The sequence below is a fragment of the Neisseriaceae bacterium genome (assembly GCA_016864895.1).
In the GTDB taxonomy this organism is placed as follows: domain Bacteria; phylum Pseudomonadota; class Gammaproteobacteria; order Burkholderiales; family Neisseriaceae; genus QFNR01.
This window is the reverse complement of the sequence record CP046107.1, coordinates 1,561,453-1,579,290: the sequence shown is the minus strand read 5'-3', so window position 1 is coordinate 1,579,290 and position 17,838 is coordinate 1,561,453. Positions and strand designations below refer to the sequence as shown.

Here is a 17,838-nt window from a genome sequence, read left to right as displayed (position 1 = left end):
ACTATATGGTTCTTATTTTTTAAGCAACAACAGCCAAGTTTATATTCAAGAAGCCAATCTGATAGTCATTTTAACTCGTATTATGTTTCATAGATTTTTCAGAGTAAAAGAAATCATATGCAAATCTAAAATAAAATATGACGTCAGAACTATGCACTGAATCAATCTATTGTTATTTTCAATTAGGGATACTACAAATTAATAAAATTAATGTGAGCAAGGCCTACTATTGGATTAATATGCATGTTTTGGAAAAAATATACTAAACATAAAATAACTTATAGTAACCAAAGTCATAACAAATTTACTAGTCAAATGACACTATAAATCAGCATAACTAATGTTCAAAACATTACTCAACTACACTGCACCTATGCCGCACATATCATTTAGTAAAAAAAAATCTAATTGTAGATTAAGTAAACTCACAACACACATATCCCACAACAAAAAAAATAGACAACTCCCTCCTTTAGCCAAAATACCTAATCATCAATAATCAGCACCCCTATATAAGTACCAGATCCCAAATTACTCCCACTCAATTGTCGCAGGGGGTTTACCTGATACATCATACACCACACGATTAATACCTGGAATTTCATTAATAATTCGATTAGATACTTTAGCTAACAATGAGTAAGGAATCTGTGCCCAATGTGCGGTCATGAAATCACTGGTAACTACAGCTCTTAAAGCAACCACATACTCATACGTTCTAGCATCACCCATCACACCGACTGACTTAACAGGAATAAAAACCACAAATGCTTGAGACGTTTTATCATACCAAGATACACCATTTTCATCTTTGGTATTACGTAGTTCCTCAATAAAAATGTTATCTGCCAAACGCAATAAATCAGCATACTCCTGTTTGATTTCACCCAAAATTCGGACCCCTAAACCAGGCCCTGGAAATGGATGACGATAAACCATTTCTCTAGGTAACCCAAGTGCTATCCCCAGCTGTCGTACTTCATCCTTGAATAAATCACGTAATGGTTCTAATAATTTTAAATTCAATGTTTCAGGTAGCCCACCAACATTATGATGACTCTTAATCGCATGTGCTTTAGTTGAGCTTCCGGCAGACTCAATGACATCAGGATAAATTGTTCCCTGAGCTAACCATTTTACATTAGTTCTTTTTGCCGCTTGTGCTTGGAAGACTTCAATAAATTCAGCCCCAATAATCTTACGCTTTTGTTCTGGATTCGTTACTCCTTGTAATTTCTGCATAAAAGTAGATGCTGCATTTTCGTGAATAATACGTACACCTAAACTATTAGATAGCATATTCATCACTTTTTCAGATTCATTAAGCCGTAATAATCCATTATCTACAAATACACAAGTTAATTGATCTCCAATAGCACGTTGAATGAGTGCAGCCACTACAGACGAGTCAACCCCCCCAGATAAAGCTAAAATGACTTCATCCTTCCCTACTTGTTGCTTGATTCTTGCAATTGTTTGATCAATATAATTTGGTATGGTCCATTCTGGCCTTGCACCACAAATATCATAAGCAAATTTTTTTAAAAGCTTAGTACCTGATTTCGTATGAGTGACCTCTGGATGAAACTGTACCCCATAAAGATTTCTAGTTTCATCTCCAATAATGGCAAAAGAACAATTGTCGGTGTGACCAATGGTAGTAAATCCTTGTGGCAATATTACTACTTTATCACCATGACTCATCCAAACATCTAGAGCTTGTTCATCTTGATAATCTGATAATGCATTAGTCAGAAGAGAATTAATCGTAGTTACTTTGGCATAACCAAATTCTCTTTGATCTCCAGCTATTACCTTCCCCCCTAGCGTTTGGCTCATCCATTGCATACCATAACAAATACCCAAAATAGGAATACCCAAATTCAAAATTTCCGGATTCGCTTGATAAGTACTTTGATAAACAGATTCAGGACCACCTGATAAAACAATCCCTTTAGGACTAAAATCTTTAATTTTCTCAACAGGCCAATCAAAAGGATGCATTTCACAATAAATATGCAATTCCCTAATTCGTCTGACAATTAATTGACTTACCTGAGAACCAAAATCCAATATCAATATTCTATCCATAAACCAGAATCCTTACTACCTTAACGCTTTGTTTTTAAAATACGTTGTTGTTGTCGTTGCCAATCTTTATCTTTTAAAGACTGTCGTTTATCATGTTGCTTTTTACCCTTTGCTACACCAATATCTACTTTCATCTTTCCTCGTTTATAATGTAAATTAATGGGAACAAGTGTGTAACCACTTTGCTCTACCTTTCCAATTAATTTATTAATTTCATTTTGATGTAACAGTAATTTACGCTCTCTAACAGGATCAGCTTTAACATGCGTTGATGCATCCGGTAATGCTGTAATATGACAACCTACTAAATAAAAAGCGCCTCTTTTCCAATGGATATAGCTTTCTTTTAATTGTACTCGCCCCGCACGAATGGCTTTAACTTCCCAACCTTCTAAAACCAATCCTGCTTCGAGTGTATCCTCAATGAAATAATCATGAAAAGCTTTTTTATTATTAACAATACTCACTATTATAAACTTTTTAAACAAATTGTTACTAAAATGATGATATTCCTACCAAAAACCTATATTCAATACCAACACTACGTTAAACCACATGGGGTGATTTAACGTATTCACGAAATATACTATTATGAGAGCTTTATAGTTAAGCTTTTTGCTGTGCCTGAATAGCTGTAATAGCAATAGTAAAAACAATATCCTCTACTGAAGCACCACGAGACAAATCATTAACTGCCTTATTCAAACCCTGTAACATAGGCCCAACACTCAAAATATTTCCTGTCCTTTGTACTGCTTTATAAGTAGTATTTCCCGTATTTAAGTCAGGAAAAATAAAAACATTAGCATAACCTGCCACCCTACTACCAGGAGCTTTTTTCTGACCAACGCTAGGTGTACAAGCTGCATCATACTGTAAAGGACCGTCCACTAGTATATCAGGACGTCTTGTTTTGACAATAGCTGTTGCCTGCTTGACTTTATCAACTGATAATCCTGAACCAGAATCTTTGGTTGAATAAGAAATCATAGCTACTTTGGGTTCATTAATACCAAATGCTTTGGCCGAATCTGCCGATTGAATCGCTACTTCAGCCATTTGTTCTGCATTTAATTCCGTATTCACGGCACAATCAGCAAAAACATATACCTCATTAGGCATCAACATGAAAAATACACTAGATACCATTGTAGATTCTTGATCCATCTTAACAATTTGTAAAGCAGGGCGAATTGTATTTGCTGTAGTATGTACTGCTCCAGAAACCAAGCCATCTACCGCCCCCATTTGTAACATCATCGTACCCACAAAAACATTATCTTCTAACAACTTTCTTGCCTGATCCTCTGTTAACCCTTTATGCTTACGAATTTCCACCAAAGGTTGTACATACTGTTCAACAATCGTCTCTGGATCTACAATTTCTATATCATCAGGTAATCTTAATCCTAAATCATCTACTATTTTTTGAACCCTGTCGATTTTAGCCAACAATATACACTGGGCAATCTTCTTTTGATGACAAATAATCGCAGCTTGAATGGTTCTTATTTCATCACCTTCTGGCAAAACAATTCTTTTGTTGGCTCTTCTTGCTTTATCAATCACAATTTCACGATATACAGAAGGTGCCATTCTTTGATCTGTAGGCAGATTCAGTGTAGCCTCAAGTACACTAAAATCTATTTGATCTGATAACATTTCTAGATCTTTTAGGTTTTTGCTAGATAAGTCATCTGCAATCGCCAATAAACAGCTTAGATTCATCTTATTTTCAAGTATTAATGTACTGACTTGATCCTTATACTTTTGTATATTTTCACCTACATTGAGTAAAACAAAACCTAACTTTTGAGTGTTCGGATCAAAAGAATAATCATGAATATTTTTAATTAATTCAAATACTTCTGAAGCATCTCTATTCTTAGCATCCACTAAAAAGATAACCTGTGCTTTTAAAATTGAAGCAATATATCGATTACGCTCAAATAAATAAACATGATCAATATCTGGTGCTACGCCTTCAGCAAAAACCATTTCATAATTTCTAATCTCTTCAGAGTAAAAATAGGCTGCTATTTGCTCACTTAAATCATCAATTTTTCCTGAAGCTAGAGCCATCTTGATAGAAGATAAAGAAATGGCCTGTTGATTGTCAATATTTAATTTAGCTTCAAATAACGATTCGTCCTCACTCAAACTTTTTGATTGAATAATTCGTTGATAGGTTACATTCTTTTTTCTTTTCTGTGCTGCTAAATAAAGCAAAACACCTGTTTTAAATATATTATCTATTACATTGATTGGCACAATTAGAAAATTAGTCATTATCATTCTCCCATACATCTCCAGATCACTTCATTACCTAGATCACTTTCTCTTCATTACACCCATAATCACCCCATTAATACTTTTAAACAGTCCTTGTTTGACTTTTTTGCCTAACTGATTAGAAACATCATACCCTAATCCCACATTTGAATGTTTTCTAATTCCCAATAGACCCCGAAAAAAACCTGTCACGGGACTAGGAATATCCTGCGCCTGCGCCTGATTCTTAGTACTTGTACCACAAACTGTGTTTTCTTTCTGGTTAACTTGTAATTTCTCATTCTCTTGCAATAACGCTTCGAATGTAGAATCATTATCAATCGTCTCTCTATATTTAGCATAATAATTATTATTTTCAATAATTATCTTCTGTTCTTCCGTAGCAAGCGGTGTTAGTTGGCTAGCAGGTGGTAAAACATAAGCATATTCTACTGGATTAGGTATACCTTTTTCATCCAAAAATGAAATCAGTGCCTCTCCTACCCCTAAAATCGAAATAGTCTCTAACACATCAATTTCTGGGTTGGGTCTAAACGTTTCCGCAACTGATTGAACTGCTTTTTGATCCTTAGAAGTAAAAGCCCTTAAAGCATGTTGCACCCTATTACCTAACTGCCCTAGAATGGCTTGAGGTAAATCTAACGGACTTTGACTGCAAAAATACACCCCCACTCCCTTAGAACGAATTAAGCGTACCACTTGCTCCACTTGATTTAATAAAGCAGGAGAAGCATTATCAAATAATAAATGAGCTTCATCAAAGAATAAGACAAATTTTGGACTATCTAAATCTCCACATTCAGTAAACTCCGTAGATAACTCGACCAAAAGCCATAGTAATAAAGCACTAAATATTTTGGGAGAACGCATTAGTCGAGCACCTGCCAAAATATTAACAACCCCTTGTGTATCCTTGGTCTGCAAAAGATCAATCAACTCAATTGCAGGTTCTCCAAATAAGAGATCCCCTCCCTCTTGTTCTAGTACCAATAATTGTCTCTGTATCGCACCAACACTTGCAGTGGAAATATTACCATAGAGGGTCTTATATTCATTAGCATGATCCGCTACATATCTTAATAATGCTCGTAAATCTTTAATATCAATTAAAAGCCAGCCATTATCATCCGCAACTTTAAAGACTAGGTTCAATACTCCTTGTTGGGTTTCATTTAAACCAAGTAAGCGCGATAATAACATCGCACCCATATCCGAGATTTTTACTCTAAAAGGAATACCTACTTGAGCATAAACATCCCAGAACGTAACAGGAAACGCTTGATAATAATCATCTCTCAGAGAAAACATTTCCTGTGCAACTTTTCCTTGTGCTTGGCCTTTTTTTGCCATACCAGAAAAATCACCTTTGACATCTACCAAAAAAACAGGCACACCTTGATTACTAAAACTTTCTGCCATTTTTCTTAAAGTAACCGATTTACCTGTACCAGTTGCTCCTGCAATTAAACCATGGCGATTAGCCATCTTCCCTACCATTTTTATCGGTTCATTCTTAGAATTTCTAGCAATAGCAATATATGTCACTGGCTCATCTCACTTTTATAAATCTATTCCTTGGCTCAATTTCAAATAAATCTCATCAAAAATTAACTTGTCTTCTTCACTTAAATAAGGCTTTAATAGACCTAGCACATGTATACTACCACGTAATTTTGAATCTTGGTTGAGTTCACCCCTTACTCTTTTATCATAGTCAAACCAATAACGTATTAAAAGCCAAAAATTATTCTTGAATATTTTTAAATCAATTGGATTCATCAGAATCAAACCATTCCCAATGAACAGATCAAAATAGTGATTAATTAAAGGGGCAATTTTGTTATTAATATAATCACGTTGCATCTCATTTAAAGGCTCATTTTTCTCTAATAGAACACTTAAATCAGTAAAAATAAAACGATAATTCCAAATAATATCCAATATTTTAAATATGTATCTAAATGCAGCATAACCCTCAATTTCTGGCACTGCTCCTTGAACAAACTCAAGCAACTCTTCTTCATAGCGTTTAAAAATTTCCTTAATAATCTCTTCTTTATTCTGAAAATAATAATAAAGATTACCAGGACTAATACCCAAATAAGCAACAATATGATTAGTGGTTATATAACGCTCCCCTTGCTCATTAAATAGTTTTATGCTTGCTGATATAATCTTTTCATACGTATTTTCTTTTGATGACTTAGCCATAACAAGGTAGCTCCTAAATATCAAACTTAAAATAATAATAATTAGATCACTTTCTTAAATTCAGTTTTATACCAAATTAGGCTCAATTGTCAAATTGACATGAAATTGATTATCCACTGCATCCTGAATAATAGTAATCAACTCTAACAACTCACACGGCATTCCATTGCCATAATTGACCAGCACTAAGGCTTGCTGATCATGTATACCCATCCTCCCAATACGAAATCCTTTTAATCCTAACTGATCAATCATCCACCCCGCTGCTATTTTATAGTAGCCATTCCCTAAATCATAAAAAGGCATATCATCAAATCTATTTTTTAAAATTTCCCAAGCATTTTGGTTAAGAATTGGGTTATGGAAAAAACTACCACTATTGCCTAAAACACTAGGATCTGGTAATTTTTTTCTACGCAAATGGCCTACACAATCAGAAACTAATTTGGCTGTGAATAAGTCAATATTTTCACAATTACCAATAAAATTGGCCAATTCTTGATATGATAGATTAGGTACGAATTGTTTACTTAATTTAAATATTACAGAAAGAATTATTAAATTTTTATTCTTCTGCTGTTTAAAAATACTATTTCGATAACTAAATAAGCATTCCTTATTTGTCAACTCAAGTAGTTCTCCCGTATAGATATCAACACAACGAACAACTTCGATAAAATCTTTTACTTCTACACCATAAGCTCCGATATTCTGTACTGGAGCAGCACCAACTGAACCTGGGATTAAAGTTAAATTTTCCAGTCCAAACCAATGGTTTTTAATGCATGTTATAACAAAATCATGCCAATTTTCCCCAGCATCCACTTCAAGAATGACTTCTTCATCATTTTCAAAAATCAACTGAATGCCTTTTGTTTTGAGATGTAAAATTAAACCAGAAAAGTCCTTTAAAAAAACTGTGTTACTACCTTCTCCCAAGTAGTAAATTTTTTTAAATTGATTAATCTCTGGAAGGTGATCTATTAATTCTGCTTTATCGTTAACTGCAAGATAATAATCTGCTTTCACTGGAAAATGCATCGTATGTAAGGAACGCAAGGGTTTATTGTACTCATAAGAAATAACCATAATCCTAAAATTTTACAAACTTAACCTTATAAACCTTAACTTGGCGATTGTAACATAATATTTAACTTATTAATTAGTTAAATGATTTAGATCATTATATTTAATTTGAATTATTATCGGAGATAACATGGTAATCAAAAAAACAATCAATTAGATAAACTAAGATAACTTAGTTGCTCCATAAAAAAAAATATAAACAACAAACCTAGAAAATGAAATATTTCTTTGAGAATCCTAAAACCACCAATAGCAGAGATGGTAGCGACTCTTTGCCCCAAACAATTTGGTGCAAAAAAATTACTCTACCTATAAAAATAGCTAGGATACCAAATAAATGACTAAAATTTTAGTATGTTTGTATGGTCACCGGCCTAAAAAAACCAGAATCTTTTAAACTACTTAAATATAGCCAAATAATTATATAACTATATTTGGTAAAAGTAGTTAATCAATCATTGAATTGGTTCGAAAATATTAAATTATATTTTTCAATCTCTATTTATGTCATAAAGTGCCTGTGTTAATATGCTCGTGTCACAACCCACACTTTATAAAGGGTATATAAATTACTATGAAGGAAAATAATATAGGATCATTGTTAAAACGAGAGGCATCTTGCTCATTGCCCACAATATGGGGGAAATTTTCCATGGTTGGTTATACAGAAATAGCCAATGGGAAAGATCATGTTGCCTTATACACGGGAGACATTAATCATCCTTCTCCTATATTATTAAGGATTCATTCGGAATGCTTAACAGGTGATGCATTATTTTCACAAAAATGTGATTGCGGCCATCAGTTACAGTTCGCATTCAAAACTATTCAGGCTGAAGGTCGAGGTATTATTATTTATCTACGTCAAGAAGGTCGTGGCATTGGCTTAATTAATAAAATAAAGGCTTATCATTTACAGGATCAAGGACTGGATACCGTGGAAGCTAATTTAGCACTACATCTTCCTGTTGATGCTAGAAATTTTCAAGTAGCCAGAGATATTTTAGATGATCTCGGTATTGATCAAGTTAAGTTGATGACAAACAATCCTGATAAGATTCAAGTCTTAAAAGATAGTGGGATCAACGTAGTTGAAAGAATCCCTATCATGATCAAGACAAATCCTAATAATGAAAAATACATTCAAACTAAAAAGGATAAACTTCACCATTTGTTTGACGACTAAAATATAGGACTATCAATTGAAGGCAATATAATATGAAACTGTTTTATGCAATTTTCTCTCTACTCTTAGGCGCCTTATTTCTATTTACGGGTGATTCTTTGTTTTTAAATGCTAGTAATTTATTTATGGAGCATAGTAATGTTCCCAGAACGATTATTGGTTTGGTCAATGCTGGCTATTTTTTTGGTGCAATTATAAGTTCAGTAGTAGGTCATCGTATTATTTCAAGGGTTGGTCACACCAGAAGTTTTAGCTTTTTTGCTGCTGTCATGGCTTTAAGTATCCTGTCACATACACTTACCACAGAACTCTATATTTGGGCCTTATTAAGATTTACTTTAGGCTTTGGTTATTACAGTATTTTAATGATTATTGAAAGCTGGCTAAATGAAAAGAGTGACTCCTCTATTCGTTCAAGAGTACTTGGTTTATATGAAACAGTCTTTTATATTGCTTTTTGTATTGGTGCCTTAGTCTTAAACTTTAGTGACATCTTTAACCAAATTTATACTTTTGGAGGTATCTTTTTAATATTAGCGATACTTCCTTTAAGCCTAACTAAAATGCCAGCACCCAAAGTCCCTAGCCCTAAGAAAATTAGTATTCCTTCTGTGTATGGTATCGCCCCATTGGCACTGACCGGTAGTTTAATTGGTGGATTTCTTGCCAATGGTTTTATCAGTATGTCTCCCTCTTACGCATCAAGCTTAGGATTTGATGTACATAAAACATCTATTTTTATTACCTGTTCAATACTAGGTGGATTCTTAGTTCAAATCCCAATGGGTAAATTTTCTGATACTTATGGACGAAGATTAGCTATTATTGTGGCTTCAAGCATTACTTGTTTGGCCGCCATTTATTCAGTTTTATTCATTGATAATACTACTGCCCAATATCTAAGTGCTGTATTTTTCGGTTTTGGTGCCTTTACAATTTATCCTCTAAGTCTTGCCAGAGCAAATGATGTATTACCAGAAGACTCACCCAACCGTTTAGAAGTAAGTCGTAGTACGTTATTTGGTTATGGATTAGGTGCTTTAGTCTCACCTTTAATACTCGGCTCTTCAATGCAGTCTTTTGGAAGTATCGGGTTTGAAATTCCCTTTATCATTCTTAGTGCATTTCTTGCTGTATTTTCCTTCTATCAACCAAAAATTCCTAGGGAAAAACGGACACAATACACCCATGTGGGGCCAACCTCGACCAATAGTCTTATTTCAGAGTCTAGTTCTAAAAAGATATATGATGATTGCCAATAAACTTTTCCTTAAATTGTATGAAAAATATTTTTAATCTCAAAAACTTAATTATCTTTTTTGCTTATAGCTTTAATTTAATGGGTTGTTTATTCCTATATACCTATTTTTCCATAGATTCTAATTTTCTATCACAAGGGACTATCCCCAGTGATAGCTTTTTTTATCTATCTCTAGATAAAATATATATTGCCATACTACTTGTTTCCTTTTTTTATTATACCCTTTATACTTGCTACCTAACTGATATATTACGCCAAAAAGAAAAATTAACTGATTTTTTATCAATTAGTTGGCTCATTGATTCAATTTTACTATTCGGTTTCTTCGCATATGGTATTGTAATCAATTATATTGCCTATTATGACCCTAGTACATGGAAAACATCCAGTATATTGAAATCTTTCTTGCTTACTAATCCGAAATTTTATATTTCATTAATTGTTTATCTTTTGGTAAACTACATTATTCATAGTCTTTCTGTCAAAAAAGAGAACTCATGCCAAAAATAACTATACTTCCACATGAAACGGTTTGCCCTAAAGGAATTGTTATTCAAGATGCACCAAGTGGGAAAACTGTCTGTGATATTTTGTTAGACAACCATATAGAAATTGAACATGCCTGTGAAAAATCATGTGCCTGCGCCACCTGTCATGTGTATTTACGCGAAGGTTATGACTCTGTAAATGAACCTAGTGAGATTGAAGAGGATTTACTTGATCAAGCATGGGGTCTTGACACAGACTCAAGACTCAGTTGTCAAACGATATTGGCAGAAGAAGATTTAGTAGTAGAAATTCCTAAGTATTCTATTAATCATGCCAAAGAGAATCACTGAAAAATAACTTTATGGATAAAGTCTGTGCTTTTTCCATTTTCCATCATACAAAAGGTACTCTACTCTATCGTGTAAGCGACTTGGCCTACCTTGCCAAAACTCTACCCTATTAGGTATCACAAGAAATCCTCCCCAAAAAGATGGTCTTTTTACTCTATTAGGATTTTTAGCTCGAACTAAAGCAAAAGAAGTTAATAAAGAAGCCTTACTACTCAATACCTTGCTTTGCCTACTGGCCCACGCTCCTATTTGGCTTTTATAGGGACGGCTTGCAAAATATTCATCTGAAGCTTTAGGATCCAACAACTCAATATGCCCTTCTACCCTCACTTGTCTTTCTAACTCTGGCCAAAAAAATGTCAAGGCAACATTATGATTATGTTTCATACATTGCCCCTTACGGCTGTTATAGTTACTAAAAAATACAAATCCTTGGTTATTTAATTCTTTTAAAAGCACTATACGTGCAGATGGTTTATCGTCCTCATCAACAGTTGCTAAATTCATTGCTGTTGCCTCTCTGACTTTAGATTGGATCGCTTGATTTAACCAATGTTTGAATTGTGAGAAAGGATCATTAGCACATTCAGCAACACTCAATTTTTCCTTAGCATATTCTTGTCTAACATTATATAAACTGACTTTCATTCAATAATCTCCGTCGTAGTACGCGGTAACCTGTTACGATTATTCCGCAATGATATCACATTCGTGATAAAAAAATAAAATGTACAAAAAAATTATATAAATGATAAGATCAGCTGGTTAAATATCATGTGCCGAAATTTTTACCGAAAGATTCTAAGTTATATATACCTATGAATAATAAAATGATAGAACGAATTGATTTCAAAGATATTGATAACAGTACACTTCAAAGACTTTGTGGAATTTTAGATCAAAACCTAGAAAACATCAGCAAAAAACTTAATATAAAAATTACTAGACAATTAAATTGTTTTACCATTTCTGGTAACCAATCTAAATTGGGGATTTTAGCTTTGTATCGTTTAATGAAATTAGCGGAGACGAGAGATCTAAATAATGAAGATATTCATTTAACATTGGTTAGTCTTCGGGCTGAACAAGAAGAATTACCGAATGGTATCATGCCTATAGCAAAAACAACTTTAAAAACCAATAAAGGAAGTATTCAAGGCAAGACACCTAATCAGGACTTGTATATAAAATCTCTATTAAAATACGATATTATCTTCGGCTTAGGTCCTGCAGGAACAGGTAAAACTTATTTAGCTGTTGCTGCCGCTGTAGATGCTATAGAAAAACATCAAATTGAAAAAATAGTCCTTGTTCGTCCTGCGGTAGAAGCTGGTGAGAAATTGGGCTTTCTTCCCGGAGATTTAACACAAAAAATCGATCCTTATTTACGGCCACTATATGATGCCCTCTATGAATTGATGGGTTATGAAAAAGTAACCAAGTTATTAGAAAAGGGTTTAATTGAATTGGCTCCATTGGCCTACATGAGAGGAAGAACACTTAATAATGCATTTATTATTCTAGATGAAGCTCAAAATACTACAAAAGAGCAAATGAAAATGTTTCTCACCCGTATTGGTTTTGGCTCAAAAGTAGTCATCACAGGAGATTTAAGTCAAATTGATTTACCTAATCAAGTCTATAGTGGATTAAAAGATGCTTATGACAAGTTATCATCTATTGAAGATATTTGTTTTCATGAGTTCAAATCAAAAGATATTATTCGCCACCCCCTCGTGCAAAAGATTGTTAATGCATATAATGGTGATTATCCCTCTAAAAAATTAAATCAATAAAATTTGACCTATGAGTAATATTATTAATGCTGAAAATATGCAATTTGCTATCGGGCATTTTGACTTATTAAACCATGCTAACTTTAGCCTAACCCAGAATGAAAAAGTAGGCTTAATAGGAAGAAATGGTGTGGGGAAATCTTCTTTTCTGAAAATTTTAGCAGGGAAAGAAGAACTAGACAGTGGAACATTACATATACAGCGAGATTTTAAAGTTGTTTATGTCGCTCAGGAAGCTCATTTTAATCCTGAATCTACTATTTTTGAAACAGTCTCAGAAGGATTAGGTGCACTAAAAGACATATTAAAAACTTATCATACACAAAGCATTATGGTGGCCAACAAACCTGATGATTTGTCTCTATTAGAAAATTTAAATCAACTACAACTAGAACTTGAAAATCATAATGGTTGGGTTCTCGATACACTAATTCAGCAAACCCTAGCACAATTAGAACTACCAAAAGATGAGTTGATCAAAAACCTTTCGGGAGGGGAAAAAAAATGTGTGCAATTAGCTCAAGCATGGGTACAAAATCCAGATATTTTATTGTTGGACGAACCAACTAATCACTTAGATATTGATACCATTATCTGGTTGGAAAACCTGTTATTAGAATTTAAAGGGAGTATAGTTGTCATTACTCACGATCGTCGTTTTTTGGATAGAGTCGTGACCCGTATTGTTGAACTAGATAGAGGTCGTTTAACAAGTTATTCTGGAAGCTTCAAACAATATCAAGAAAAAAAGCGACAAGAAATTGCTATAGAAATAGAACATAATCATTTATTTGATAAATTCCATGCACAAGAAGAAGCTTGGATTAGAAAAGGTATAGAGGCTAGAAGAACTAGAAATGAAGGACGTGTCAGACGCCTAGAAGAATTAAGAAAACAAAAACAAGCTCGTAGAGAAATACAAGGTCAGGTTAATTTAACCATCTCAGAAGCATGCAAGAGTGGAAAAATCATTGTTGAATTAGAAAACATAACCTTTGCTTACCCTAATAAAGCACCTGTTATTCAAAATTATAATGGTATTATCCAAAGAGGTGACAAAATCGGCCTAATTGGATCTAATGGAGTTGGAAAGACAACTTTTTTAAAACTAATATTAGATGAATTACAGCCAACCTCTGGTCTTATTAAGCGTGGTAGCAAACAAAAAGTAGCCTATTTTGATCAATTTCGCAATCAATTAAATAACAGTGATACCGTATTTGAGGCACTGGGACAGGGTAATGATACAGTTACCATCAATGGAAAAAATAAACATGTCATGAGTTATCTTGAAGATTTTCTATTCCATCCTTCTCGTGCCAATAGCCCAGTAGCTTCGTTATCTGGAGGCGAAAAAAATCGGCTTTTATTGGCAAAACTCTTTACTCAACCAGCAAATATTCTTATATTAGATGAACCCACTAATGATCTAGATATTCAAACACAAGAATTGTTAGAACAACTAATTAGAGACTTTTCTGGTACTGTCTTTTTGGTTAGCCATGATCGTGAATTATTAGAAAATGTCATCACTCAATCCATTATTTTTGAGGGGAATGGTATTTTAAGTAACTATATTGGAGGTTGTTATGAAGATTATCAACTCACTAAAAAACAAAACCATGAAAACAACCAAATTGTTACTCAAAACAATCCTAAGCAAAATGATATTAGAACGATAGCAACAAAAAAAACACCTACAAAACTAAGCTTTAATGAAAAAAGAGAACTTGAATCTTTACCTAAAGAAATAGAAGCTTTAGAAAAGGAACAAAATCAGCTAAATGAAAGTCTATTACAACCCGATATCTTTAAAACCCAGTATCAAAAAGCCATCGAATGGCAAAAACGCATTAATGAAATTGAAGAGTTATTAATGGATAAACTAAATCGTTGGGAAACACTAGAAACAAAACAACAAAAGTGCTCTCATTAGTCAGAAAAACAGCTTAACCATCTTGAAAGGCTCTATTAATAGGCTTCAAACCATTCAAGTTATCTTTCAGTCTTAATTATTTCTCAATGACCATTCTATCGCCCATTAACTCTGCTTGTGATTCTGCAAAAGCAATACCCCTAGGAAAGAACTCATAAGCTAAAAAAAATCACAAAAAAAAACCGCGTTTAAACGCGATCTCAAATTAAATAACGCCAAACTACCGAGTAGGGGCAATGAGTCAAAAACAAAAAACAGGGGAGTGTTTTTAATGCTCACTGCCCTCTCCTCTTTAAGCAGTTATTTGAAAAATAAAAAGAAAAAAGGGTATAAAAACTTCTTTATTTTCACAAACAACCTACATCGCTTTTCTCCGATGTAATCTTTTAAGAAAAACAACACTCTTAAAGATTGTTCACATTGTAACTTGACTTTAGTTATGTCTAGGTTAACAAAGAATAAAATTTTTAACTTAATTCATAAAAATGATAAACATACTCTTTAATTTCTTTTTGATACTGCTTCCAGTTTGGTACTACATCTTGTAATAGTTGATAAAATCTACGGCTATGATTATGCTCCTGAAAGTGGCATAATTCATGCAAAATAACGTAATCGATTAGATACGTGGGTAATTTTATCAAATGAATATTTAAAGTCACTATCCCATTAGAATAAAAATTTCCCCATTGACGCTTCATTCTTCTTACCTTTAATAGAGGCTTTTTTGTTACCCATGGTGTTATTAAACATAACCTATCTAATCTTTCAGAAAAATAAAATAAAGCTTGTTGTCGATACCATTTTTCTATATGACGAATTTTATTCTCTCTGCTTAATCTTTCTGGTGCACAAATACGCAAAGAACTCTCTGTCAGAATTACTTGAATATTCTTTTGAGGTCTGTCAATTATCTCTAAGTAATATTTTTTTCCAAGATAATAAAAATTATCTCCTGGTTCATAGGTAATGACCTTTTTATCCTTCAGTAAAAGTGTTCTCTGAGACACGTTCTTATCAATCCATGATGCCTGTTTGATAATTAACTCATTAATTTGAGATTTTTCCATACTAGGGTGAGCAGTAACTTTTAACTGACCAAAAATATTCACTAATAAACTAATTGAACATCTTTTTTTCTTTTTATTATACTTTAAAGAATAAGAAATAGTCTTATCCTGAATCTTCAATTGACAAATCATTTCTTAATGTTAATAGCTAAATAAGTTAATAAAGCTTGACGGGTTTGTTTTACATTATGTACCCTAATTAAACGGGCACCACGTCGTACTGCTTCAATTTCAGCAGTAATCCCTGAACCAACCCTTTGTATAGGATCTTTCTCTCCCGTAATCTTTTCAAACATACTTTTTCTAGATAAGCCAATAAGCAAAGGTCGTTTTAACTCATCAATCAATAAATTAGTCTCTCGTATCAAGGTAAGGTTATGTTCTAGCGTTTTACCAAATCCAATACCAGGATCAACAATTAAACGATTAATATCAATTCCACTATCCACACAGTCCAAAATACGTTGCTTTAAAAAGAAAATCACTTCTTGTGTGACATTATTATAAGTTGGGTTATCCTGCATGCTATAAGGTTGGCCTTGCATATGCATTAATATCACTGCTATTGATCCATATTGGTTCATTAATCCCATTGCACCATGATCACTTAATGCTTCAATATCATTAATCATATCTACCGCGTCTAACTCTAATGCTTGTTGCATCACTTTAGTTTTACGAGTGTCCAAAGAAATGGGAACATGCCAATGTTTAATTTCTTGCAAGACATCTTTTACTCGAAACCATTCCTCTTCGGGTGAAATAATATTAGCATTTGGTCGTGAAGACTCTCCACCAATATCCAATATATCAGCACCATCCTTGAGCAACTGCTCTGCATGTTTTAAAATTGTATTCAGATTTTTTGAATAAATGCCACCATCAGAAAAAGAGTCTGGTGTAACATTCACGATTCCCATTATTTTAGGGGTATCCAGACTTAGATTAAATCGACCACAACGGATATTCAACTATTTATCTCCTATTATTTTTCAGGCAAAATGTGGCTGGATCTACCTAAAAAACGTCAAAATGAATAATGCTTTATTCTGCGTTAATCTTGGTTGTTATACCATTTTTCAATTTATTAACACCCAATGTAGATTCTTTCAGTAAACTACTCCCTCTAAGCTAACACTATAGAGTAAACTTCATGCAATTCATATAAGGTTTTCGTCTATATATCTCGCTGTAACACCATGCCTAATAGTATTACAGAGGAACTTCTTTACACACATCACACACCAGGCGACATCAGCCAAAAATAATTATAACAAATACAAAAATAATCAAAAACAAAAAGACCATTGTAGTTATTTGAACTACTTGCTATCTGTATACACGTGACTGCTCCCTGCTGTAAACAGCGGGGCTTCCCACTTCTTAGGCCACTACTTCCACTTGGGAAGTCTTACATAAGCCTCGATGGGCAGAGACGAAAAGTCCTTCCGCCTGTAACATGGATATGCCTTCATTTCTGATATTGATGTCTGCATTAATATCTCTATCATGCATTGTTTTACACTTAGGACATTGCCACTTTCTCGTGGATAGCTCTAGTTTATTTATCTTTTCCCCACAATGATGAAAAATCTTAGAACTTGCAAAATATCTGTCAACTTTTCTCAAATACTTTCCTTGCTCCTTTAATTTGTATTCGAGTTTAATGATAAATTTATGCCAAGCAACATCAGCCATCACTTTAGATAACCTTCTATTTTTCAACATATTAACGGAACTTAATGTCTCTACAATTACTGCTTGGTTTTCGTCAACAATTGCTCGAGTCAGTTTATGTTGAAAATCATTTCTAGTATTGGTTATCTTTTCATGAACATTAGCTAGTATCCGTCTAGCTTTTTTTCTTTTATTACTTCCTTTCATTTTTCGAGATAGTTGTTTTTGTTTTCTACGCAAGTTTTTTTCAGTATTCTTTAAAAATCTAGGGTTTTCTAGTTTATTGACTTGATAACCATTACAGCAATTGAGCGGAATGATAAATAAAATCAGATATCTATTGTATAAAACAACAAAATGACATTAAATTAATCAACCCTAATTTTTCCATAC

The 17,838-nt window shown here is 33.4% G+C and carries 15 protein-coding genes; 5 read left to right on the top strand and 10 right to left on the bottom strand.

Annotated elements, in window-relative coordinates; all coding sequences use genetic code 11:
- Window positions 1–531: 531 nt before the first annotated feature.
- From guaA to murB, 6 genes are all read right to left on the bottom strand, one after another.
- On the bottom strand, window positions 532–2,091 hold the full coding sequence (gene guaA, locus GKC53_06735; GenBank protein QRN41777.1) for a glutamine-hydrolyzing GMP synthase: 1,560 nt from the start codon (window positions 2,089–2,091) through the stop codon (window positions 532–534).
- Between the two features lie 20 nt (window positions 2,092–2,111).
- On the bottom strand, window positions 2,112–2,558 hold the full coding sequence (gene smpB / locus GKC53_06730) for an SsrA-binding protein SmpB (GenBank protein ID QRN41776.1): 447 nt from the start codon (window positions 2,556–2,558) through the stop codon (window positions 2,112–2,114).
- 139 nt (window positions 2,559–2,697) lie between these two features.
- Window positions 2,698–4,398: a phosphate acetyltransferase gene (locus tag GKC53_06725; GenBank protein ID QRN41775.1), complete on the bottom strand. Its 1,701-nt coding sequence runs from the start codon at window positions 4,396–4,398 to the stop codon at window positions 2,698–2,700.
- Window positions 4,399–4,422: 24 nt separating this feature from the next.
- The gene (locus GKC53_06720) at window positions 4,423–5,928 is read right to left on the bottom strand and encodes a DUF853 family protein (protein ID QRN41774.1); all 1,506 of its coding nucleotides are present in this window, start codon (window positions 5,926–5,928) and stop codon (window positions 4,423–4,425) included.
- A gap of 15 nt (window positions 5,929–5,943) precedes the next feature.
- On the bottom strand, window positions 5,944–6,594 hold the full coding sequence (locus GKC53_06715) for a TetR family transcriptional regulator (GenBank protein QRN41773.1): 651 nt from the start codon (window positions 6,592–6,594) through the stop codon (window positions 5,944–5,946).
- Window positions 6,595–6,660: 66 nt separating this feature from the next.
- Window positions 6,661–7,683: a UDP-N-acetylmuramate dehydrogenase gene (gene murB, locus GKC53_06710; GenBank protein ID QRN41772.1), complete on the bottom strand. Its 1,023-nt coding sequence runs from the start codon at window positions 7,681–7,683 to the stop codon at window positions 6,661–6,663.
- 571 nt (window positions 7,684–8,254) lie between these two features.
- Between murB and ribA the strand changes: the two genes are divergently transcribed.
- From ribA to fdx, 3 genes are all read left to right on the top strand, one after another.
- Entirely contained in the window at window positions 8,255–8,866 is a 612-nt protein-coding gene (gene ribA, locus GKC53_06705; GenBank protein QRN41771.1) for a GTP cyclohydrolase II, read from the top strand.
- Window positions 8,867–8,898: 32 nt separating this feature from the next.
- Window positions 8,899–10,128 carry an MFS transporter gene (locus tag GKC53_06700; GenBank protein QRN41770.1) on the top strand — a complete coding sequence of 410 codons (1,230 nt, stop codon included), beginning with the start codon at window positions 8,899–8,901 and terminating at the stop codon, window positions 10,126–10,128.
- A 496-nt stretch (window positions 10,129–10,624) separates the two neighbouring features.
- Window positions 10,625–10,966, top strand: coding sequence for an ISC system 2Fe-2S type ferredoxin (fdx, locus tag GKC53_06695; GenBank protein QRN41769.1), 342 nt, complete (start codon window positions 10,625–10,627; stop codon window positions 10,964–10,966).
- 9 nt (window positions 10,967–10,975) lie between these two features.
- Here the strand turns inward: fdx and pdxH are convergent, their stop codons facing one another.
- Window positions 10,976–11,614: a pyridoxamine 5'-phosphate oxidase gene (pdxH, locus tag GKC53_06690; GenBank protein QRN41768.1), complete on the bottom strand. Its 639-nt coding sequence runs from the start codon at window positions 11,612–11,614 to the stop codon at window positions 10,976–10,978.
- 170 nt (window positions 11,615–11,784) lie between these two features.
- Here pdxH and GKC53_06685 point away from each other — a divergent pair, with 170 nt between their 5' ends.
- Entirely contained in the window at window positions 11,785–12,762 is a 978-nt protein-coding gene (locus GKC53_06685) for an AAA family ATPase (GenBank protein QRN41767.1), read from the top strand.
- A 10-nt stretch (window positions 12,763–12,772) separates the two neighbouring features.
- Window positions 12,773–14,698, top strand: a complete 1,926-nt coding sequence (locus GKC53_06680) for an ATP-binding cassette domain-containing protein (GenBank protein QRN41766.1) — start codon at window positions 12,773–12,775, stop codon at window positions 14,696–14,698.
- Between the two features lie 467 nt (window positions 14,699–15,165).
- On the opposite strand, the gene GKC53_06675 is transcribed toward GKC53_06680, so the two are convergent.
- From GKC53_06675 to GKC53_06665, 3 genes are all read right to left on the bottom strand, one after another.
- Window positions 15,166–15,900 (bottom strand): DUF45 domain-containing protein, encoded by a 735-nt coding sequence (locus tag GKC53_06675; GenBank protein ID QRN41765.1) that lies wholly within the window; start codon window positions 15,898–15,900, stop codon window positions 15,166–15,168.
- Window positions 15,897–16,688, bottom strand: a complete 792-nt coding sequence (gene folP, locus GKC53_06670) for a dihydropteroate synthase (protein QRN41866.1) — start codon at window positions 16,686–16,688, stop codon at window positions 15,897–15,899. The genes GKC53_06675 and folP overlap by 4 nt, the downstream gene beginning before the upstream one ends.
- A gap of 463 nt (window positions 16,689–17,151) precedes the next feature.
- Window positions 17,152–17,778, bottom strand: a complete 627-nt coding sequence (locus GKC53_06665; GenBank protein ID QRN41764.1) for an IS200/IS605 family element transposase accessory protein TnpB — start codon at window positions 17,776–17,778, stop codon at window positions 17,152–17,154.
- Window positions 17,779–17,838: the final 60 nt, after the last annotated feature.

Excerpts from the sequence above, each read along its gene's own strand:
- guaA (QRN41777.1), bottom strand. The coding sequence starts at position 2,091 with ATGGATAGAATATTGATATTGGATTTTGGTTCTCAGGTAAGTCAATTA.
- GKC53_06725 (QRN41775.1), bottom strand. The coding sequence starts at position 4,398 with ATGTATGGGAGAATGATAATGACTAATTTTCTAATTGTGCCAATCAAT.
- GKC53_06715 (QRN41773.1), bottom strand. The coding sequence starts at position 6,594 with ATGGCTAAGTCATCAAAAGAAAATACGTATGAAAAGATTATATCAGCA.
- murB (QRN41772.1), bottom strand. The coding sequence starts at position 7,683 with ATGGTTATTTCTTATGAGTACAATAAACCCTTGCGTTCCTTACATACG.
- ribA (QRN41771.1), top strand. The coding sequence starts at position 8,255 with ATGAAGGAAAATAATATAGGATCATTGTTAAAACGAGAGGCATCTTGC.
- GKC53_06700 (QRN41770.1), top strand. The coding sequence starts at position 8,899 with ATGAAACTGTTTTATGCAATTTTCTCTCTACTCTTAGGCGCCTTATTT.
- fdx (QRN41769.1), top strand. The coding sequence starts at position 10,625 with ATGCCAAAAATAACTATACTTCCACATGAAACGGTTTGCCCTAAAGGA.
- pdxH (QRN41768.1), bottom strand. The coding sequence starts at position 11,614 with ATGAAAGTCAGTTTATATAATGTTAGACAAGAATATGCTAAGGAAAAA.
- GKC53_06685 (QRN41767.1), top strand. The coding sequence starts at position 11,785 with ATGAATAATAAAATGATAGAACGAATTGATTTCAAAGATATTGATAAC.
- GKC53_06680 (QRN41766.1), top strand. The coding sequence starts at position 12,773 with ATGAGTAATATTATTAATGCTGAAAATATGCAATTTGCTATCGGGCAT.
- GKC53_06675 (QRN41765.1), bottom strand. The coding sequence starts at position 15,900 with ATGATTTGTCAATTGAAGATTCAGGATAAGACTATTTCTTATTCTTTA.
- folP (QRN41866.1), bottom strand. The coding sequence starts at position 16,688 with ATGGGAATCGTGAATGTTACACCAGACTCTTTTTCTGATGGTGGCATT.